Origin of the sequence: Paenibacillus solisilvae (genome assembly GCF_042656405.1) — a bacterium.
In the GTDB taxonomy this organism is placed as follows: Bacteria; Bacillota; Bacilli; order Paenibacillales; family Paenibacillaceae; genus Paenibacillus_Z; species Paenibacillus_Z solisilvae.
In genome coordinates, this window is sequence record NZ_JBHSOW010000047.1 from 98,017 (window position 1) to 118,473 (window position 20,457).

A 20,457-nucleotide genomic window follows, 5' to 3' on the forward strand; every position below is an offset into this window, starting at 1 on the left:
TATCCCGGGTGCCGCCCAAAATGATCTTCCGAAAAAAAGCCTGTCCGCATGACGGACAGACTTCACGATTGAATGTTTTGGGGGATAATGATTTTCATAAGGGTACAGCTGCCTGCGATACTTTCGACTGCGATGCTGTAATCGGAACCAAATCTAAGCTGGAGCCGTTCGTTGACGTTTTTCAGCCCATAGCCGGAACACTGATTTTGCATGATCGTTTTGGCTGTTTCCGGCGGCATCCCTTCCCCATTGTCTTCGACAGTAAATTCAACGGTACGATCGCCCAGCTTGGCTTTAATCCGCAGCATCCCGCGCCCTGTCGTTTTCCGGTTAATGCCGTGTTTGATCGCATTTTCGGCAAGCGGCTGCAAGATAAAGTTTATCGTCGTATAGTCGAACACGGCTTCATCGATTTCATAAGTGACATCAAAGCTGTAGTCCTTCATGATCTGAATGATTTCGATATATGACTTGATATGTTCAAGCTCATCCCGCACAGGAATAATATTGTCCCCCCGGTTGAGCCCGGTCCGGTAAAACTTGGATAACGTCGTAACGATATGGCTGATGTCGTACGCCTCGCTCTTAAGCGCCTTCCAGTTAATGAACGACAAGGTGTTATATAAGAAATGAGGATTCATTTGCCACTGCAGCGCTTTAAATTCGGCTTCCTTCTGCACAATTTTATTGCGGTATAATTCATCAATCAGTTCGTTCAACCGAATGAGCATCGTGCCGAACCGGTTCGTCAGTTCGCCGATTTCATCCTTAGAATCGCTCCGGATCCTCATTCGAAGATCGCCGATCTCAACCCGTTTCATCCATACGTTCAGTGAGTAAATTCGCCGGATCATCGTTTTGGAGAAAATCCAAATAATGATCAGCACGCCTAACATACAAGCTCCAATGATGATCAGCGTAGCGTTGATGATCGATCCCACATTTGGAGACACTTGTACAGCTGGCACGATACAGTAAATCGTCCATCCCGTTTGCCTTACCGCCTTTTTCACTAAAAACGACTCTGCTCCGCCGACCATCAAGGCTCCTTCATTCATTCGTATTAACGCATCTGCATCAAGAGTGTTTTTGGAAGCGCTTTGATTCGAATAAATAACCCGGCCTTGCTCGTCAGCTATAGCCACGCTGTAGTCCTTGGCCAGATCAGTGACATTTTTAAATAAGCTGTCATCATTGACGCGCATATAAACTAGATTTGTAGCCTTGTCGGCAAAGAAACGCGGAAATTTGCTTACAACAAACAAACCGTCTTCGAAGAACCATTGGCTGCCTGTTTTGTTCATCGCGTCCTTGTACCATTGTTCATTTTCGACCCGTGCAGCTGACAATACCGAATCACCGTATTCCGGGACATAGGTTTGCGTGTAGAACGTAACTTGATCAATTTCTTTGTCGAGCATCACCATCATGTTGAGATAAGGCGTCAAATATTCTTTCAGGTCATAGGAGAGATTGACTAGATCGAGATAGTCGTTGGTGACGATCTTCTGAAATGTTTTATTGTATACGATGGACTGAATCGTATGATTGTATCGTTCGACGGAGCCATCGATGCTCTCCGAAATGGTATCCACATTTTTCTCGATTCCCTGTATCGCCTGCATGTTAAGCATTTGCTCTGACTGCTTGTACGAGTAAACTCCGAGCACCATAATCGGAATAAAAATGACGAGCAAATAAGACAAGAACAGCTTATGCTTAAATCGCAGCCGGTTGAACAATCCATAGATGACCCGCTTCATTGAGCCGCCTCTTCGCGAAATTGCGACGGCGTTTTGCCGTAATGGTTTTTAAAAAGAGCGCTGAAATAGGGGAAGTTGCTGTATCCCACCTCTTTGCCGATATCGATGATTTTCCGATTCGTCTTCAGCAGCAGCTCTTTCGTTTTCTCCATCCGGTATAACGTCAAATATTTGTTGAAGCTCACTCCCATTTCCTTCTTGAACAGATGGCTTAGATAACTGGGTGATAGATATACCCGCTCCGCCAATGATTCAAGCGACAAATCGGCTTTATATTCATGCTTGATGATTTGTACGACATTGTCGATCACTTTGCGCATCGATTCGGACGAGCCGGTCCCAGCGGGTTCATTTTCTTCCAATATGCTGAGAACGACCCTGCGCAGATCGCTTAACTTTGTCGTTCGGTATATCTTCTCTAAATGATGTTTGAATGAGCCGGCATTCTTCTTTACCGATGCATCGAACAAGGCTTTGGCGATTTCAGTACACGTATATTTAATATAAATAACGGATTGCTCACTGTTCTGAAGTTCATTAAACAACTGCTGAAATCGAAGCTTAACGATATCATAGCGTGAACGTGATAGGTGATGTCTTAGCTCGTTTAATGCTTTGTCAACGGCAACAGTCACTTCGCTTGTGCCAAATGAGGCGTGGTGAGCAAGCAGCACCGTTCCTTCGTCGTAAAAAAACTTGTTTTCCAGCATCGTCTCTATCGCTTGAAATTGGTTGTAGAGCTGCTTGATATCATCGACCAAGCCGCCAATTACGACACTCACGTCCCCGCCGTATGTTTCCCGGAACCAGCGAATAAGATTTTGACCAAGTGTAATCAACTGGTCTTTCGTTTCTTCGGTAAATGCCTCTACTACGAGCAGGCTTTGGAATTCGTTCAAATGAACGACATCAAAGCCGCCGTGGATAATTTCGGTAATCCGACGTTCAAAATCATGATCGAGCAGGTCGAAAAACCGGCTGCGAGAATCCAGCATCATCAGACGCAAATAGGAATAACCGTCTAAGCTTGCGATGGGCAGCGACAATATTTCGGAGCCTGAGCCGTCAAGCAGATCGGTTTAGCCTAAAATAAGTTTGGATAGCAGTTTCTGCTTCTCGTAATGAACCTCATTGCGGTATGCCACTTCCATCCGTTCTTGCTGCGCTTTCGCTTTTCGTTCTTCCTCACACAATTGGATGACCTGCGACACGACGATTAGAAATTCTTCGACCTGCACCGGCTTTAGAATATATCGGATGGCCTTCAAATCTATCGCACGCTGCGCATATTCGAATTCCCCATAGGCGCTCATGAATATCACCTTCATAGGAAGCTGCATCTCCCGTACCTTCTCAGCCAGCTGCAGCCCGTCCATTCCTTTCATGCGGATATCCGTAAACAAAATATCCACCTGATTGTGTTTCAGAAACTCTAACGCGTTCTCCCCGCTATCCGCTTCGTAAGTCACCAGCTCCAGATTATATTTTTCTATTAAAAACTTGACTCCGTCTCTTTCGAATGGTTCGTCGTCGATGATTAACATCGTTAACATCCAGCAGCCCCATCTCTGAGTGAATTTTTCTGAAGTGTTTCTGCTTCGCTAAAACTTAATAAAAGTTTTAATTATTCACATTATACTCGCTTCGAACAGGATCAAATAGAGGTGAAATTCATGTTTTATACCGATTTTGTCGAAATCCAACAAGCTGTACAGTCAACAAAACGCTTTTAATCCCAGGATTTTCACAATGAAAATCGTGTTGGAGCCGGCATGCATCTGACAGGCACCTCTGTACTTGATAACGCTTACAATTGGATTCAAAAAAGCTTCCCCATCTTCTTCCAATTTGAGCTGCTTCCATGGGAGAAATATACGCTTTATAATCGTTACGCAAATAAGAGCTGCCTGAGTTCCAGGCAGCTCCTTCTGCCAACATTCAACTATCGTTAACTGTCCAGCTATATCTATTGCGGAGGCTTCAACAGCCTCCTATCCATGCTTCGTCTGAATTTCCCCGATTAGTCTCTCCATCAGTTCCTCCGGACGCTGCACCCCAAGATCGCCTTCTCCCCGCTTACGAACTGCCATCGTACCGGAGTTCCTCTCATTCTCACCCAGAATAATCATGTAAGGCACCTTCTCCAGCTGCGCCTGCCTGATCCTGTAGCCAAGCTTTTCCTCCCGAATGTCTGCATCGACACGAATGCCCGCCTGCTCGAAGGCCTGTTTGACTTGAAAGGCATAATCGATATCATTCTTCGAGACCGGTATTATCTTCGCCTGAATCGGCGCAAGCCATAACGGAAATGAACCTGAATAATGCTCAGTTAGAATACCGATAAACCGATCGATGGATCCATATACAGCGCGGTGAATGACGACAGGCCGATGCTTACAGCTGTCCTCACCAATGTACTGCAGATCAAATTTCTCCGGCATTTGGAAGTCAAGCTGGATCGTGCCGCACTGCCAGCTTCGCTTGAGCGCATCGAGGATATGAAAATCAATTTTCGGTCCGTAGAATGCGCCGTCTCCGGCATTTAGACGATAGTCAATCCCGCGCTTCTCCAATACATGCTTCAAGGACTGCTCCGCCTGATTCCACAGCTCCTCAGAGCCCATCGAATCCTCAGGCCGCGTGGATAACTCAATCTTGTATTCAAAGCCGAACACTTGATAAATGTGATCGATCAGCGAAATCACATCATTGATCTCCTTCTCAATCTGCTCAGGAAGAACGAACAGATGCGCATCATCCTGGCAGAAAGTGCGCACCCGCATCATGCCGTTCAGCGCTCCCGAATACTCATGTCTGTGAACCTGACCAAATTCGGCAATTCGGATCGGCAGCTCCCGGTAAGAGCGAAGACTGTTCTTATAAATCAGCATGTGACCCGGACAATTCATCGGCTTGAGCGCAAATTTATTGTCGTCGACATTAGTGAAATACATGTTTTCCTTGTAATGGTCCCAGTGGCCGGATTGCTCCCAGAGCCGATTATTAAGCATAAGCGGAGTCCGTACCTCAAGATAACCCCGCTGTCTTTGCAGACCTCGGGCAAAATCCTCAAGCTCTGTCCGGATAATCATTCCTTTAGGCAAATAAAACGGCATTCCAGGCGCTTCCTCAGAGAACATGAACAATTCAAGCTCCTTGCCAAGCTTACGATGATCCCGTTTCTTCGCTTCTTCCAGGAGATGCAGATGCTCATCCAGCTGCGATTTCTTCGGAAAAGCTGTCCCGTAAATGCGCTGCAGCATTTTATTATCCGAGTCACCGCGCCAATACGCGCCTGCCACACTGAGCAGTTTAAAGGCTTTGATCCGTCCAGTCGACGGTAAATGGGGGCCCCGGCACAAATCAACAAATTCTCCCTGCCTGTATATCGTTAATACAGAATCCGGAGGCAGCGCATCAATCAGCTCCAGTTTATACGGATCTTCCAGCTGATCGAATAACGCAATCGCTTCTTCCCGGCTGACTTCCTGCCGGTTAATCGGCAAATTCTCAGCAATGACTTTCTCCATCTCTCTTTCAATGGCTGCCAGATCATCACTGGACAATGAACGCTCCAGATCGATGTCATAATAGAATCCACCTGCGATAACAGGGCCAATGCCAAGCTTGACGGCTTTACTGCCATACAACCGTTTAATCGCTTGAGCCATCACATGCGCAGTGCTGTGGCGGTACACATTCAGGCCATCCTCGGTATCCGGCGTTACCAGCTCAACCTCACTGTCCTGCTCGATTGAACGGCTCAAATCCACAAGTTTGCCATTGATTTTTCCCGCAACTGCATGCTTTTTAAGTGCGGTACTGATAGACTCCCCCACCTGCCCGATCGTCGTTCCTTGCTGAACCCTCTTCACTGTTCCATCCGGTAATCGTACGCTGATCTCCATTTACGCTTCCTCCTTCTTCTGAAAATCGTTTTTTTTGAACGCAAAAAAAACGCATCTCCCCCTAAGAAGGGACGAGTGCGTTTACGCTCGTGGTTCCACCCTAATTCGACCTGCGCCCGGAATGAATTTGATCAGTCCAGCTTACCTGCAGGGTCCTCATAGTATCCGGTAACGAGGATAATTCGGTTACGCTTACTCACCTTAAAAGACTGCTTAAGGGTTCAACGTTACGGCTGCAAAGGGGTAATCTCACTACCGGGATCGGAGAAGCTTTCAGCTGGAACTTCTCTCTCTGAACAGTCCGTGAAGGAAATCATGTCTTTGGTTATCGCCTTATATTAGAGCTTGCTACCATATTAATCATTCTCAGGCGGGATAGTCAAGTGTTTTCACGATATGACCCTTGTTGTATAATACAAATGACCATTACAGCGGATACAGTAATTATCTTTAGCGACAGGAGCGGACAAATGGACATTATTGAACTTCCGATGAATTTGGTTGATGAAGACACAGATCAGCCCAGATATCAATTTGATGAAGAAGCGCTGCAGGAACTAATGAACAGCATCGAGGAGCTCGGTTTGCTCTCTCCAATCAAAGTACGCACAACGCCAGACGGACGTTACAAAATCATCTACGGGAACCGGCGGTACAAAGCGAGTAAAATGCTCGGGCGCCCGACAATACCTTGCATTGTATCTACCGTGACGGATGAAATGGAAATCTATTTGGAGCAAATCGCAGAGAATTTAACCCGTGAAGGTTTCTCGCCAATTGAGGAGGCTGAAGCTTTCCATAAGCTGCTCCATGATTCGAAATTCAGCAGTTCGACCAAATTTCTCTCCAGCAAGCTCGGTAAACCTGAAGCTTATATCAAGAATAAGCTGGAATTGTTAAAATTCAGCAATGCCGTCAAGAAGCTCATTATCAGCGGTACGGAAATCAAGGCGGGTAAGCTTACGGAGGATCAGCTTCTTCCTCTCAAGGATTTGCCTATCGAATATAGGGACCCGCTCGCTTTAATCATAGCAAGAGACGAGATGCCGGTCAGCGATGCGAAGAAGATCAGCCAGCTGTTCAAGGATAAGGAGATCTCCGCTTCCACCAAGGACAAGCTGCTTTATAAATCAGGCAGCGACCTGATCGAAACCTGGTCGGTTTATCGCCAGAATCGGGCAGAGCGGGCGAAGCCGGTTGAACCGAAGACTGCTCCGGTGAAGAATGAGAAAGCGGCTAAAGCTGCTGCTGCCGAAGCAGCCCAAGAAGCATCAACACCAATAACAGCAAGCCCTGCGGCAGAAAATGCGCAAGCACAAGCAGCCGCTGATGTGCCGCTTTCTACATCGCTGACACCGATTGAAATTCAATTGGAGCGAATGCTTTCCGCTCTTCCGGCGCCTCATTCGCTAACAGCTGAAGTCATCCGTTCGCAGGCCGATATTTTGCCAGGCGATAGAGAAAGCTTCTTCAATGACATCGATAAAGTCATCGATAACCTGGAGAAGCATCTTCAAGAGTGGAAGAGCATTAAGGAACAAGCGAAAACTTCCATCCAGCCTTCTGAAGTGTCCATCTAGCACAAACGTGACTTAGCCCTAGACAGAGGCAGGCCATAAAGTCAATTTGACTTTATGGCCTGCCTCTTCTTAGCTTCATTTGCTATGGATCCCCGCTCTGATCGATATCCGTCAATTGCCTTGATATTCGAACCAGTCGAAAGCCGCAAGTGTAACTACCAATAAACAATATCATCCTCTGCACTGGTCTTAACGGACAATGCGAATCATTTGAACAACCGGCCGGTTATCGCCGTTTAATCCTATTTCCGCAGCCTGCATTTGGGAGGAACCATCCCCATCCAGAAAGATTCCATCCGCCAACCGGCCTCCTCCAACCGTTTCCAGAATTGCTGAGCGAAAATCATCAAGTTTCCCTTCTGTGCTGCTCACCACGAGATAAATAGCGCCCGAATGATCATAAACAATCGCTGATCTTAGATGGTTATCATCGGGATATGGGACATTTTGCTGTATCGCAATGGACTTCCAGAGCGCATCTTGTCCAACTGACATGCTGATGCCGCCTTGTGCCCAGAAATGATGCGGATCGGATACTTTTAATTCGGATAACGCGGATACAATTTGAACACTTAACGTATTGGCCGCCCCGTCCCACACAAGCGTTCCTCGGCGGTATTTGACATTTTCACTGCCTGCCCCGTATTGCCCCTCTGCCCCCCCGATGGGAATTCCGTTCACAATCGCCATACTCAGCAAACTTTGATTATAAAAGAACCCGCCGTTGATCCCGTAATAATCACTCAACGTTACATTCTGACGAGGAAGCTCAAGCGTAATATTAGATGGATCGCTCTTGAGCACATGCAATTGAAACCCATTGGAAGCTTTTATCCTTGAATATTCATACTCCGAAGCCGGATATGCGGCAGGTCTGCTGCTATTACTGGATCGCAAGGGTTGGAAGAGCAGTCCAACCATGACAGCTGTTAGGAGAATAAACAGTCCGGCGGCTATTGTTGTTATCCTCACTCTTCGCTTCGTTGATCTTGACAGGTTTACCATAACTGCGATATCTCCTCTAAATCGACAACTGTGTCATTTAATCTAACTATCATTTTAAATGATAACTGCGTACAAATAAATCGCCTCCCATTCTGCAGCCAAGGCAAAAAGAAAGACGATTAGCGTTGTTAGTTAAGTTAAGCTAATACAAAAGAGCTTAGTCTGTACATGACATACAGGCTAAGCTCCCTTCATAAGGACTAATGATGTTTCAGATGCTCCAAGGTTTGCACAAATATTTGTTCAACATGATCATCATCCAAGGAATAATAAACCGTTTTTCCGACTTTTCGGCGTTTGACAATGCGCATATTCCGCAAGAAACGGAGCTGATGAGAAACTGCCGATTGACCCATATCGAGCACTTGAGTCAGATCATGAACACATAACTCGCTCTGCAACAGCGCATGAATGATTTTCACCCTAGTCGGATCTCCTAATGTTTTGAATAAATCCGCAATCTCAACCGCCCCGGAGTCATTAATCAGGTTCGCTTTTACGTGATCGACATCCGCTTCTGTTCCCAAGCAAGCTTCATCGCAGGCATCTTGGATGATTTTGTCCGTCAAAGTTCCCACCAACCAACTCTCTAATTTTGTTACCCATTATACCATGATCGTTAATTCAATACGATAATTGGTGAATCCTTGTACATTGTTGTGAAACATACAGGATAAACAAGGCTCAGGTGCATATTCTAAGGTTAAATTGGGTTTGACACTTCCACAAAATAGTTATAACATATGAGCAAGTATTCATATGTATTCTTATAGAGAGAAGGTTGACTAATGAAGGAATATCGGGTAAAAGGTCTCTCTTGTGGTAACTGCACCCTAGATCTGGAACGCCAGCTCCAGAAGCTGGATTATGGAGATTCGACAACTTTAAGCTATACAACGGGCAAATTAAAGCTCGATCCGCGTGTCTCCTTATCCTCCGTGGAGCGTATTTTGAAGATCGAGCATGCTTTTATCGATAAAAGCTTTGGAATGGCTGCTCCATCATCTGAAGGTGACCATCATACATGTTCAACTTCAGATCGCCATACACATAATCACGATCATGGACATGCACATGATCATGCGCATGATCCCGGACATGATCACGCCCATTCCCACGACAATAGCGATCACGATCATTCGCATAGTCATGCGCATGGAAATGCTGCAATGATGACGCTGCTGCTGATTTCAGCGATTATCTATAGTGTTACATTTATCGCTGGAGATTATTTTCGCAATGAGGTTTCTGTGAGTTTGTATCTGATTGCTACGGTCATGAGCGGTTATTCTACTTTCTTCCGGGGACTTCGAAACCTCAGTAAGCTTCGGTTTAATATCGATACTCTTATGACTATAGCACTGATTGGCGCCGTTGCGATTGAAGAATGGAAGGAAGCAGCGCTCGTTGCCATTCTGTTCGGCCTTAATGAATGGCTGGAAGGACTTGGAATGGAGAAGGCCAGGCGTTCGATGGAAGCCTTACTTAAAGTCGCGCCCAGTGAAGCTATTAAACTCGAAGATGGCGTTGAACTCATCGTCCCCATCGCAGCTCTGCAGCCGGGAGATTTAGTTATCGTTAAGCCAGGTGGAAAAATACCTTCAGATGGCATTGTCGAGGAAGGACGGAGTTCTGTCAACGAAGCAGCAATCACAGGGGAATCGATGCCCGTTGAGAAATCACCCGGTGAAGCTGTTTTTGGCGGGACCTTGAATAATGATGGCATTATACGCGTGCGGATTCTTAAAGCCTATACAGATTCATCACTTGCAGCAATCCTGCATTTGGTTGAAGAAGCTCAGGAAACGAAAACGCCTACAGAGCTGTTCATTAACCGGTTCGCCCGGTACTATACACCAATTATTATGGCTGTATCCGCACTTGTGATCGTTATCCCTCCCCTGTTCTTCAGCGGAGATTGGAATAAATGGCTGTATCAAGGGCTAGCCGTCCTGATTGTCGGATGCCCTTGCGCTCTTATTTTATCTTCGCCAATCGCGATCGTGTCCGGCATTACACGCAATGCACGTCATGGCATTCTCGTTAAAGGCGGCGTATTTCTCGAGCAGCTCGGCCGAATCGACACCTTGGCTTTTGACAAAACCGGCACGCTTACGAAAGGCGAGCCTCATGTCGTAAAATCAGTTGTTTATGATAAGGAGCAATTCCTTGCCTTTGCCGGAGCTATTGAGAAGACTTCCTCTCATCCGTTAGCCAAAGCGATCATGAAGGAAATCTCCCTGCATCCCGTCCAGCTTCCGGAAGTAGATGAAATGCAGACCATTTCTGGATGTGGAATCATGGCCCGTATTCATGGCAAATCATACTCCTTAGGAAATGAAGAGAGCGTATCCCATATCAACCTCTCATCCGAAAATCAAGCCGCCATTAACAGCCTCAAAGAAGAGGGACTCACACTGGTGCTGCTGGCAGATAACGAACGTCTGTTAGGGATTTTCGGCATCCAAGATGAAATACGCGCAGAGAGTAAAGCCGTTATCGGGCGGCTTCACCATATCGGCATCCGCAGGACGGTCATGCTGACCGGCGACCATCAGAAGACTGCTGAAAAGGTAGCGGCAATCGTTGGTGTAACCGACTTCTACAGCAATCTGCTGCCTGAGGACAAAGTGAATAAAATCAAAGAACTCTCCCGGCAAGGACACCAAGTCGCAATGATTGGTGACGGTATTAACGATTCGCCTGCACTTGCTTCCGCTAAATTAGGGATCGCTATGGGAAAAGGAACCGACAGCGCTATAGAAACAGCGGACATCGTACTTATGCAGGACCATCTGGGCAAGCTGCCGGAAGCAATTACTGTCGCCAAAAAGGTTAATCGGACCATTCGCTTCAATATATCGATTGCGCTGGCCTTGAAAATTATTGCCCTGCTTCTAACCATTCCCGGTTGGCTTACCCTCTGGATTGCGATTCTCTCCGACATGGGCGCAACCGTACTCGTGACGCTGATTAGTTTAACGATATTGATTGATCCTCGAAGAAATTAAGCTTCTTCCTCTTGAACAGCCTCTTGAGATGAGCTTCATCTTTAGGAGGCTGTTCGTTTTTAATCGTCCGATTCTTATTACTCGAACAAGGCTGGAATGTCCTCAAGCCGTTCGACGGTTTGATCAGGTAAATCGCCGTGACAGCTCAGATTCTGGTTCCGGGCATATCCTTGTCTCACCCATAAAGTCTGCATGCCGAGTGAATGCGCTGGAAGAATGTCATTATCGATTCGATCGCCTACCATAATGGCTTGTTCAGGCTGGCAGCCTGCTTCCTCCAATGCCTTTTGGTATAAACGAATATCCGGTTTGGCAAATCCGGCTTCAGCTGAAGCGCAAATGAGCGACAAAAAAGGAAGCAGCCCATACTGCTCGAGTCTGGCTTCTGTTCCAAGGCTTTGATTGGCGATAATTCCAATTTTATAATGCTGCGAGAGTTTCTCGAGTACAGAACGCGCTGCAGGGAAAGGCTCATCCAGATCCTTTCTGTATTTCATCCGGCTTCTGATAAATTCGCGATCCGTCTCTGATTCAACCAGCCTCTCCATAACGGTCCTCATCGGATGCTGATCAAGCTGCTGATACTGATCAATAAATCCAGCGGAAACTTGATCGAATGTGATGAAGTAGCCGAGCTCGTTCGCGAATTGAACGAATTGATTGATACTGTTATGTATGGGCAGCGTTTCATCAACCAAAGTCTCTCCTACGTCAAAAAAGATCCATTTTATTTTCCTGGGTGTCCAATTTCGAATAGCTGCCATCTCATTTGGCTCCTCTCTACTGACTGTAAGAAGTAACGAAAAAAAGACCTTCCCTTGGTGATTACGAGAAAGTCTCCGTTTGTACGGACGATTGAAAATTACTGCTGTCTGGAAATCGAAAAAGCTGATCCCAGCCGTGCCGCTGAGGATCAGCCCATCCTCTATAAGCTCGTAATCAATTTCTCATACTTACAAAACTCTCCAAGCGGATTCGAAGCCATCCCCATATAGGAATAGCCGCAGCTCCGATAGAATGCGTTTAGCTTCGGATTGTTGGCGATGCAATCGAGGCGGATACGGTCCTTGCCCGGGAAATGGATACCGGAACCAGCCCACCGGACGATGTGTTCGCCGAGTTTTGTCCCCGCTGCTGCACGGTTTATGTTGAGCCGATGGAGGTAAATCGAGGAACCGTGACCCTCATCCCCCCATAATTCCCGGTCCCATGCGCTCTCGCGCTGCATCAGCATAACCATTCCCATCAGAATGTTGTCTTGCATGAAAATATAAACCTCGCCGCGTTTGATCGCTTCAGGTGTGTTATGGGAATCTTCACCCTTCAAAAGTCCGTTCCACTGGGTAGAACCTGTGCTCTTAAGCCATTCAGCAGTGCTTATCAGAAGCTGCAATACAGCTTGGGTGTCCTCCGGCTTTGCTTGGAAAGCTTTGGTCGTCGCGTTTAACTGGCCAAGATGATCGGTGCGGGTAAAGGTTGACATGCGAGCAGCCTCCTACTAGATGGAATGATTCTCTTATTATACCCTTTTACAATTGGCTATGTTAAATCTTATTGTTGATTTTAGGTCAAAAGCAAACCACCTTCCTAAAAAAGGCGGTTAATTGAACTATCATGTTCGTTAGATGAATCGTTTAAGTGCATCATAAACTTATGTAGTGAATATTAGCGGTAACCAGAAGCATTGGCTGGTTTGCCTGCATCCTGCACTTCTACGAGATACCGCCAGCAGTCTGGCTGTGAGCCGTCAAGATCATAAAAACCATACACCTGTGCGAGCTTACCGCTTGAAACAGAGTGACCGTTCCACCTTGCAGCTTCCAGATCTCCTGCCAGCGCGGCAATGGCTCGCCCTACAAAACGGGGCGATTCCGAGATGATGAAATGAGGTTCCTTCGCAGTGGCATCACGCCAGGTTTCTTCCTTAACACCATAGTGATCAAGCATAATTTCAGAACGCATCCAACCTGGTGTCACTGCTACTGCGGTGCATTTGTATGGTGAAAGTTCATGGGATAAAGACTGAGCCATACGAATGACAGACGTCTTGGCTAAATCGTAGAACAGTGATAAACGGTAGTTTTTATCGTTGTATTCTGCCGTGCCGTCGTGCGTCCTGTCACATAAACAGTGGCCCCAGCCGCTCCTAATTCGATAGCTATTCCTCTACCAGCGCCGCGTGTTGCACCTGCCACCAAGGCCACTTTTCCATTTAGAGGTTTCATGATCTGTTACTCCTTTCGTTGATCCCCTTATACAATTAGGAGTCTCTCTTATGCAGCAGAATAATTTCTTTAGCCGTGATATCCCGCTTCTCCTCTGTAATATATTGACGTTTCTTCAGAATTACCCGGATGGAATCACCTGACTTGAAATGCTGCACGCCCAGGGGATTCCCGGCTTCATCCTGAAATTTCGTTTCTTCTGTGAGCAGCACGCTGCAAATATAACCGATATCATTTATTGCTCCACTTTTGTTCTTGTTGACTTCTTCTGAGCAATCCACTTGAAATCGGTTCGATTCCACGCTGTCAATATTTGTGTCAAATGACTCAATAGGATTGCAGCCCCGAATGTACAAGGCAACAATGACAAGCACGAATGCCAAAGCGAGCAGCAGAACCAATCTCTTTTTATTCAATGTAAGAATCCCCCTTCGCCATCTATCTAATTTCATGGACGTTCGATAAAGGCAAAAGTTGCATTCCCTAATAAAATCTCTCTTGATTATCATGGGACAAATTAATCGGTAAATAGAATAGTTCATAAGTATTATCAGTATCTGTCAGGAGGCTTCATTCTAATGTCAAATAGTCAGACGTTTGTTATGGTAGTTATCCCGCTTTCCGAAGTAAAGAAATTTGTTATCATTGATCTTGCAGCAGGAACCGCCATTTATTATCTGCTCAAGCTGCCGCTTCATTCCTTCCTTGCCGCATCTGCCGGAAGCATGGTCGGGCCTCTGCTTATCCGGCAAACGTTAAAGCTAAGACGTACTAAGTAAGTTATCCTCGCGGTACCATTCTGCTTGCGTACGGAACATGGCTGCGTAGACACCGTTTGCCGCAAGCAGGGTATCATGTGAACCTTCCTCTGCCAGAACGCCATCCCGAAGGACAAGAATTCGGTCGGAGAATCGCGCCCAGCCAAGTCGATGAGATACGAACAGCACCGTTCTTCCTTGAGCGATATCACGAAGTGATTGGTACAAATCCGTCTCGTGCTGGGGATCAATAGCTGCCGTAGGTTCATCGAGAACAAGCAATTGAGCATCTCGCAGCGCTGCCCTAGCTATAGCCAGACGCTGCCACTGTCCGCCGCTTAGCTCGCGACCGCCCCCGGACAGCTGCCCGACCCTGGCATCCAATCCGCCGACTAAGACTGCCAATTCAGCTGCACCTCCATTGCGGAGTGCTTCCAGCAGCCTCGTTTCATTAAGAATTTCATCAGGCAATCCGAATGCTATATTATCACGCAGCGAAGTCTCATACCGGATGAAATCCTGGAACGCGGCAGACATGCGGCGCCGCAGCAGTACGGGGTCCAGCTCTGTAAGATCAACTCCATCCCAAGTAATACGGCCCTTTGTCGGCCGATACAGACCAAGCAGCAGCTTGACGAGTGTACTCTTCCCCGCTCCATTTTCTCCAACTAACGCAACCGTTTCACCAGGCTTCAAAGTAAAAGAAAGCTGCTGCAGCACCGCTTCCTCTGCGCCATCATACTGATAGGAGACATTTTCAAATGTAACCGCTCCTTCGGATCCGGGGACTTTGAGCTTCAATTTCTTCGATTCACTCTCGCAAGCCTGCTTGTTCTCTTGAAGAAAGTCGACTAAATCGATGATTTTCATGCTTTGAATATAGATCTTGCCGATTGGAAAAGCCATTCTGGAAGAGATCGCATAAGCCTGCCGCATCGCCTGAATGATAACTACGACAGCTCCAGCTGATATTCCGCCTGATTTTAACGACAGCACGAGCCAAGTAATTCCACCAAAGAGACCACATATTTGCAGGGATGATGCAAGAATGCCGCGACGAATCTCACTTCGATTGGCATTCATTCGCATGGACAGTGATTCCTTCATCCCTTCGCTCCATTTGTGAATCAAATAGTCCATGGAGCCCGAAAGGCGCATATCTCTTATCGTATTCGGCCTGATAATCATATCCCGCAGATAATCAGACTCTCTTCCGGGTCTCGTTAATTCCCGGTTAAGCCTTCGTTTCACTAGGTCAGATTCAAGCCTGATGAGGAAGGAAAACATGAACACAACAGCGAGAATTCCGCTAACGAGGGGAGCAGACATCCAGACAAACGTCAGAAGCCCGACTAACTCAAACAACAAACGCAGAATATCAATGATATGCTGCAGGATACCGAGCAAATCAGTACCGGCAGCAAGCTGCGCTCTTTGCAAACGGTCGTAATAATCGGCTTGATCCATTCTCGCAAGCGGAACCTGAACCGCACTCTTATGTACTTCTGACTGAATAAATTGCGAGGCTCGAGCTCGAAGCCTGGAATCAGCGAGGTTCTGCAGCGAACCAAGCACGACTCTGAGTACCGCATACCCGATAAATAGAGTAATCGGTACCCAAGCTTGCAGGAATAAGGCTACCCATCGCCTCTCTCCTGCTCCTTCTATGAATAGATCGATAAGATTTCTTTGAGCGGAGCAGCTTCCAATGACCAACAATCCAAGCAGGAAAGGTATTCCCAGCCATATCGTCGTCGCCAAAGGCATCCTTCGCCAAATTCGGTACAGCAGGTTAAGAACATGACGAATCATCCGCATGCTTGTGCTGTTAATCTTTAATTCCTCCCCTTTACACGTACCAGGATGCTTGCAGTTGAAACATTTTGCTATATTCTCCTTCCTGACTCATCAGCTCAGCATGAGTTCCCCGTTCAACGACACGTCCCTGCTTCAAAACAAAAATAACATCAGCGAGCTTAGCCGCTCCAAGCCTATGAGTGACTAGAAGTGCCGATCGGCCTCGCGTTACCCGCAGAAACAAGTCAAATGCATCCCGCTCTGCCTGCGGATCAAGCGCTGCAGTAGGCTCATCGAAAAAAACGAACGCGGAATCGCGAAGCAAGCTGCGAGCCGTTGCAATACGCTGCCATTCACCGCCTGAGGGTTCAATCCCCCCAAATGCAGTACCCAGCTGCATATCCAAATGACCAAATTTACTTCCCGCCGTATCCAAGCTGCCTTGCAAAATGCTGTCCTGCTCCATTGCGGAGAGCTTACCGAGCGCAAGATTCTCACGCAGAGTAAGATAGAAGCGGGAGAAGTCCTGAAAAACCGCCGATAAGTGTCCTGAAGCAAAAGAATTCTCTGAATGATGCGCCCCGTCCTTGCCCCACTCCATAACTCCACCGGTCGGTTCGTACAAACCGGTCAGCAGCTTAACCAGCGTTGACTTGCCTGAACCATTCTCCCCTACTAATGCCGCACGGCAGCCTGATGGGATCGTTAAACTTACGCCGCATATTGTGTCGCGCTCTGCCCCAGGGTATCGGTAGCTAATATCCCGGACCTGCAGGGCCAAGCCGTTTCCAGCCGCACACTCGCCCGCTACCTCTATCGTTCGATCCTCTTCGAGCTCCATGAAATCGTGGAAATCCTCCCACCTCATGAAGTATTTTCGCATCGATGCACCTTGTCCTATTAAGTTAGGCAGCTGTGAGAATAACATTGTCATCGCTAAGAATAGAAGAGTACAATCGCCAGAAGTCAGTTGATGTGCACCAGGAAAGATAATAATTATAGCTAAGAGCAAACCGCTCAGAAGCGCCATTAATAGTTCAGGCAGCAGCTTGCGAAACTCTGAGGTTTTGACGAAAGACCACTGCTGCTCGGACTGCTCTTCATACAAGGAGGTCCATCGTGAAGTCAGCAAGCGGGCGAGCCCAAACAACCGGATTTCTTTCGCGGCAGCCCGTTTGGTCATTAGATCGGAATAATGATGAAGCACCCGCCGTTCTTCCGTTTGATTTCGTGTAAGCCCTTCAAGCTGCTCAGCGGATTTATTGGAAACATGCATGAAAAAGATTGCTGCAGCACCTAGAATAACAATTGGAATCCATTGGCCGTAGACTAATAAGAGGGCGATAATAATAATGAATTGAAGGAAGAGCTGCACCATTTGGAATCCGGTAATAACCGTATCATGATGGGATACCTGCTGTGCACGATCGAGGAGATTTTTTGTAGCCGGCCTTTCAAGAGATGCAAAAGGAAGAGCAGCATTCTTCTGCATAATCAGCCGTTGCTCTACGAGAGGACCAATTTCCATCAGTCTTGTCATTGCCATAGGCACAGGAACTCCAAGCGCAATATTGCCGATTACCATAAGCAAGGCCAGCTCGGCAGCGACAATAAGAATCGTAACTATAGAATCCGGTGCCTCCCAAGCTTGAATGCGGTCCACTAATGTTTTGATCAGCCACATTTCCACGGGTATGATGGGAACAGACAGAAGTAAAGCCGCAGCCAACACCCATACAGGGCGTCTTTCAATCCGATATAACAGGACAACCGAATGGGTAAATGCTCTTACATATTTTATCATATTCGCTCCTTCCTCTATAAAGCAGCACGATTAAATATATAGGATTTTTCCCCAAAATTGTAGACTTATATTGATCCTGCATTTATACTATGATTATAGGGAGCCGAAAGTAGGCACCCTGTATTTGAACCCACCTAAATTTAATGAGACGCCTTCCGGGTGTCTCTTTTTCATTCCTTAGAGCTGAAGCCGGCAGCAAAAACAACCGAAAGCGGCCTTATGGCAGCTTCCGGTTGTTGATTTAAACAAGCACTAATCTGATTTTTTCGCCAAAGTGATGACCATTACGATCAGCATGAGTAACTGAATGAGAAGCTCTGCGCTCATTTCATTACCTCCATGATATTCATAATGCTCCTTCGCCTCCGGCTTCTCCTCTTTAGTTACAAGATAACGTCTCCCGCTATATAGATATTCGTGATCATGCAAACTTATGACTCCTAAGCTGAATCTTCCCCTATCCCCGTTTAGTTTGTAATCAAAATTCCAATCGCATATAATACATTTTATATATCTGTGTAACTCTACTACAATCGAATAGAGTTACACCTTTTTAAGAGGAGCAGCTAATCATGAAGCCTTATGAAGAACAAAGTAAAAATGACATCGCTAACCGACGATCATTTGCCGTACGATTGAACATGTTTTTTGTCCTGACCTTCTTATTATTCAGCACGCTGATCGTGCGGCTGGCGATTTTGCAGTTCGTTGATGGCCCGAAGCTGCAGGAACAATTCGATGATTTGAGCACCAAGCCTATCAAAATCCCGCCGATCCGCGGTAACATTCTGGATTCAACAGGCTCCCGTATTGCATACTCTACCTCAACCCAGTCCCTATATTTCACCATTCAACCTAAATTTAAAGAGGAAGATGCGGATAAACTTGCCCAAAAGCTAGAAGCGGTGTTCACTAAATACGGCAATCCTCAGAAAGCATTAACATTAGAAGAAATCAAGAAACGAATGGACATGGATCATATTCAAAATACCTACTCCGTTCCAAGAAGGATCAAGGTAGGACTCTCGAATGCAGAAATCGCAATCTTCTCTGAGAATCAGGAACAGTATCCAGGCATTGATATTGTTGAAGAAAGTGTTCGTAACTATGAACAAGATAAAGTTGCTGTACAGTTAGTCGGCTATCTCAAGAAATACAGAGGCGTCCGCGAATCGATGAGTAAATATGAGAAAATCCAGGAAGAAGACGATCCGAAGCTTCAATATACAGATGATGAAGATGTCGGGGTGGACGGCCTCGAATATTTGTACCAAGACCTGCTGCGCGGGGAGAATGGAATCAAATTATATCCGGTTAATGCCCAGAACAGTATCGTCGGTCCCCCAACTATAACCCCTCCGGTAAAGGGCGATGATATCTACCTCACATTCAATAAGAATGTGCAGCTGAAGACGCAGCAGGCGATTACGGAGCATCTTGATTTCCTGCATCATTCCAACTCCAAACCTTGGAACGATGGCAATGATGCCACTACCGGATATGCCGTTGCAATGGAAGTGCAGACAGGCAAGGTCGTCGCAATGGCAAGCATGCCGGATTATGATCCGAACGTGTGGTCAGGCGGTTCGATTACGACGAAGGAATTGAAGGATATCACTTATTTTCAATCCAATGGCACGATTCGCCAATCCTACCCGCCTTATGAGGATGAGAAAGAACGCAACCGTCACCCTTCATCTATGGTGCCGCTTGGCTCGACTCAGAAACCGTTGTCCGTTCTTGTAGGACTGAAAGAAGGCTTATTCACTACAAATTCGATTTATAACGATACAGGAATCTTTGCATTCGGCCGGAAGGGATCCCAGGTTTATATACACAACTCTTCCAACCATGCTTATGGCAAGATTGATCCTGCTGAAGCGATTGCCCACTCTTCCAATACCTTCATGTCTTCGGAGGTAGGAAACAAATTATATATGAAATACAAAGGCGACAAAGGCGTCGATGTGTGGGACAACTACATGAAACAGTTTGGCCTTGGGGTGACCACTGAAAGTGGACTGCCAGGAGAAAGCAGCGGCGTTATCGACTATTATCACGAGGTTGAGACCGGCAGCGCCCAGTCAGCTCTAGTCAGGGCTTCCTTTGGCCAACAGGCCAAATATACAACGCTTCAGCTGGCTCAATATGCAGCTATGCTGGGTAACCGCGGGAAACGGCTGCAGCCTCAATTTGTAAATAAAGTCGTAGATGCAAGGGGCGCAACTGTACAAACTTTCTCCCCGAAGGTACTGAATACCGTCACTCTGCCGGATTCTTATTGGAATGAAATCTACGACGGAATGGGCAAAGTTTCGGTGCAAGGCTTTGAAGGCTTTAAGTATAAATTCCTTCGGAAGACCGGTACTTCTGAGCAAGATGTCGGTAACCGTAAAAAGGTGGAAAATTCCGTATTTATCGCCTTGGCCCCTGCCGAGAATCCCGTACTCGCGGTGGCAGTCGTGGTCCCCGATGGCGGATTCGGCGCTTATGGCGCAGCTCCAATTGCAAGACAGATCTTCGATGCCTATGACCAATATGTTGGCTTGGACGGCACTCCTCACCCTGGACTCGCTCTAACGACAGAGAAGTGAGTATAATAATCG

General features: G+C 46.7%; 16 protein-coding genes and 1 pseudogene. 4 read left to right on the forward strand and 13 right to left on the reverse strand.

Translation table 11 applies throughout. The features are described 5' to 3' along the window. Positions 1 to 62 precede the first annotated feature (62 nt). The 4 genes from ACFPYJ_RS14230 to thrS form a co-directional block, all read right to left on the reverse strand. On the reverse strand, positions 63 to 1,763 hold the full coding sequence (locus tag ACFPYJ_RS14230) for a cache domain-containing sensor histidine kinase (protein WP_379188814.1): 1,701 nt from the start codon (positions 1,761 to 1,763) through the stop codon (positions 63 to 65). After that, positions 1,760 to 2,809 (reverse strand): helix-turn-helix transcriptional regulator, encoded by a 1,050-nt coding sequence (locus ACFPYJ_RS14235; RefSeq protein WP_379188815.1) that lies wholly within the window; start codon positions 2,807 to 2,809, stop codon positions 1,760 to 1,762. Before ACFPYJ_RS14235 ends, ACFPYJ_RS14230 begins: the two co-directional genes overlap by 4 nt. A gap of 33 nt (positions 2,810 to 2,842) precedes the next feature. Continuing rightward, positions 2,843 to 3,316 carry a response regulator gene (locus ACFPYJ_RS14240; protein WP_379188816.1) on the reverse strand — a complete coding sequence of 158 codons (474 nt, stop codon included), beginning with the start codon at positions 3,314 to 3,316 and terminating at the stop codon, positions 2,843 to 2,845. Between the two features lie 438 nt (positions 3,317 to 3,754). Then, entirely contained in the window at positions 3,755 to 5,671 is a 1,917-nt protein-coding gene (thrS, locus tag ACFPYJ_RS14245; protein ID WP_379188817.1) for a threonine--tRNA ligase, read from the reverse strand. 470 nt (positions 5,672 to 6,141) lie between these two features. Here thrS and ACFPYJ_RS14250 point away from each other — a divergent pair, with 470 nt between their 5' ends. Then, positions 6,142 to 7,251, forward strand: coding sequence for a ParB/RepB/Spo0J family partition protein (locus ACFPYJ_RS14250; protein WP_379188818.1), 1,110 nt, complete (start codon positions 6,142 to 6,144; stop codon positions 7,249 to 7,251). A gap of 189 nt (positions 7,252 to 7,440) precedes the next feature. On the opposite strand, the gene ACFPYJ_RS14255 is transcribed toward ACFPYJ_RS14250, so the two are convergent. After that, positions 7,441 to 8,256 carry a hypothetical protein gene (locus ACFPYJ_RS14255; protein WP_379188819.1) on the reverse strand — a complete coding sequence of 272 codons (816 nt, stop codon included), beginning with the start codon at positions 8,254 to 8,256 and terminating at the stop codon, positions 7,441 to 7,443. 200 nt (positions 8,257 to 8,456) lie between these two features. Then, positions 8,457 to 8,825: an ArsR/SmtB family transcription factor gene (locus ACFPYJ_RS14260; RefSeq protein WP_379188874.1), complete on the reverse strand. Its 369-nt coding sequence runs from the start codon at positions 8,823 to 8,825 to the stop codon at positions 8,457 to 8,459. Positions 8,826 to 9,044: 219 nt separating this feature from the next. Between ACFPYJ_RS14260 and ACFPYJ_RS14265 the strand changes: the two genes are divergently transcribed. Further along, the gene (locus ACFPYJ_RS14265) at positions 9,045 to 11,267 is read left to right on the forward strand and encodes a heavy metal translocating P-type ATPase (protein ID WP_379188820.1); all 2,223 of its coding nucleotides are present in this window, start codon (positions 9,045 to 9,047) and stop codon (positions 11,265 to 11,267) included. Positions 11,268 to 11,344: 77 nt separating this feature from the next. Here the strand turns inward: ACFPYJ_RS14265 and ACFPYJ_RS14270 are convergent, their stop codons facing one another. The 4 genes and pseudogenes from ACFPYJ_RS14270 to ACFPYJ_RS14285 form a co-directional block, all read right to left on the reverse strand. After that, positions 11,345 to 12,031, reverse strand: coding sequence for an HAD family hydrolase (locus tag ACFPYJ_RS14270; RefSeq protein ID WP_379188821.1), 687 nt, complete (start codon positions 12,029 to 12,031; stop codon positions 11,345 to 11,347). A gap of 161 nt (positions 12,032 to 12,192) precedes the next feature. Beyond that, positions 12,193 to 12,750 (reverse strand): GNAT family N-acetyltransferase, encoded by a 558-nt coding sequence (locus ACFPYJ_RS14275; RefSeq protein ID WP_379188822.1) that lies wholly within the window; start codon positions 12,748 to 12,750, stop codon positions 12,193 to 12,195. A gap of 182 nt (positions 12,751 to 12,932) precedes the next feature. Then, positions 12,933 to 13,492, reverse strand: a pseudogene (locus tag ACFPYJ_RS14280) (hypothetical protein). 35 nt (positions 13,493 to 13,527) lie between these two features. Further along, a complete protein-coding gene (locus tag ACFPYJ_RS14285; RefSeq protein ID WP_379188823.1) occupies positions 13,528 to 13,908 on the reverse strand; it encodes a hypothetical protein in 381 nt (126 codons plus the stop codon). Between the two features lie 162 nt (positions 13,909 to 14,070). On the opposite strand from ACFPYJ_RS14285, the gene ACFPYJ_RS14290 reads away from it, so the two are divergent. Then, positions 14,071 to 14,271: a hypothetical protein gene (locus ACFPYJ_RS14290; protein ID WP_379188824.1), complete on the forward strand. Its 201-nt coding sequence runs from the start codon at positions 14,071 to 14,073 to the stop codon at positions 14,269 to 14,271. Here the strand turns inward: ACFPYJ_RS14290 and ACFPYJ_RS14295 are convergent. The 3 genes from ACFPYJ_RS14295 to ACFPYJ_RS14305 all read right to left on the reverse strand — a co-directional run bounded on the left by ACFPYJ_RS14295 (position 14,254) and on the right by ACFPYJ_RS14305 (position 18,280). Continuing rightward, positions 14,254 to 16,017, reverse strand: coding sequence for an ABC transporter ATP-binding protein (locus tag ACFPYJ_RS14295; RefSeq protein ID WP_379188875.1), 1,764 nt, complete (start codon positions 16,015 to 16,017; stop codon positions 14,254 to 14,256). The genes ACFPYJ_RS14290 and ACFPYJ_RS14295 overlap by 18 nt on opposite strands. Before the next feature lie 82 nt (positions 16,018 to 16,099). Then, positions 16,100 to 17,851, reverse strand: coding sequence for an ATP-binding cassette domain-containing protein (locus tag ACFPYJ_RS14300; RefSeq protein WP_379188825.1), 1,752 nt, complete (start codon positions 17,849 to 17,851; stop codon positions 16,100 to 16,102). Positions 17,852 to 18,103: 252 nt separating this feature from the next. After that, positions 18,104 to 18,280: a hypothetical protein gene (locus ACFPYJ_RS14305; protein WP_379188826.1), complete on the reverse strand. Its 177-nt coding sequence runs from the start codon at positions 18,278 to 18,280 to the stop codon at positions 18,104 to 18,106. Positions 18,281 to 18,423: 143 nt separating this feature from the next. Here ACFPYJ_RS14305 and ACFPYJ_RS14310 point away from each other — a divergent pair, with 143 nt between their 5' ends. Continuing rightward, positions 18,424 to 20,445, forward strand: a complete 2,022-nt coding sequence (locus ACFPYJ_RS14310; protein ID WP_379188827.1) for a peptidoglycan D,D-transpeptidase FtsI family protein — start codon at positions 18,424 to 18,426, stop codon at positions 20,443 to 20,445. Positions 20,446 to 20,457 lie beyond the last annotated feature (12 nt).

Bases quoted from the DNA above. Each gene is read 5' to 3' on its own strand.
- ACFPYJ_RS14230 (WP_379188814.1), bottom strand. From the start codon at position 1,763: ATGAAGCGGGTCATCTATGGATTGTTCAACCGGCTGCGATTTAAGCAT.
- ACFPYJ_RS14240 (WP_379188816.1), bottom strand. From the start codon at position 3,316: ATGTTAACGATGTTAATCATCGACGACGAACCATTCGAAAGAGACGGA.
- thrS (WP_379188817.1), bottom strand. From the start codon at position 5,671: ATGGAGATCAGCGTACGATTACCGGATGGAACAGTGAAGAGGGTTCAG.
- ACFPYJ_RS14250 (WP_379188818.1), top strand. From the start codon at position 6,142: ATGGACATTATTGAACTTCCGATGAATTTGGTTGATGAAGACACAGAT.
- ACFPYJ_RS14255 (WP_379188819.1), bottom strand. From the start codon at position 8,256: ATGGTAAACCTGTCAAGATCAACGAAGCGAAGAGTGAGGATAACAACA.
- ACFPYJ_RS14265 (WP_379188820.1), top strand. From the start codon at position 9,045: ATGAAGGAATATCGGGTAAAAGGTCTCTCTTGTGGTAACTGCACCCTA.
- ACFPYJ_RS14270 (WP_379188821.1), bottom strand. From the start codon at position 12,031: ATGGCAGCTATTCGAAATTGGACACCCAGGAAAATAAAATGGATCTTT.
- ACFPYJ_RS14275 (WP_379188822.1), bottom strand. From the start codon at position 12,750: ATGTCAACCTTTACCCGCACCGATCATCTTGGCCAGTTAAACGCGACG.
- ACFPYJ_RS14290 (WP_379188824.1), top strand. From the start codon at position 14,071: ATGTCAAATAGTCAGACGTTTGTTATGGTAGTTATCCCGCTTTCCGAA.
- ACFPYJ_RS14295 (WP_379188875.1), bottom strand. From the start codon at position 16,017: ATGCCTTTGGCGACGACGATATGGCTGGGAATACCTTTCCTGCTTGGA.
- ACFPYJ_RS14300 (WP_379188825.1), bottom strand. From the start codon at position 17,851: ATGATAAAATATGTAAGAGCATTTACCCATTCGGTTGTCCTGTTATAT.
- ACFPYJ_RS14310 (WP_379188827.1), top strand. From the start codon at position 18,424: ATGAAGCCTTATGAAGAACAAAGTAAAAATGACATCGCTAACCGACGA.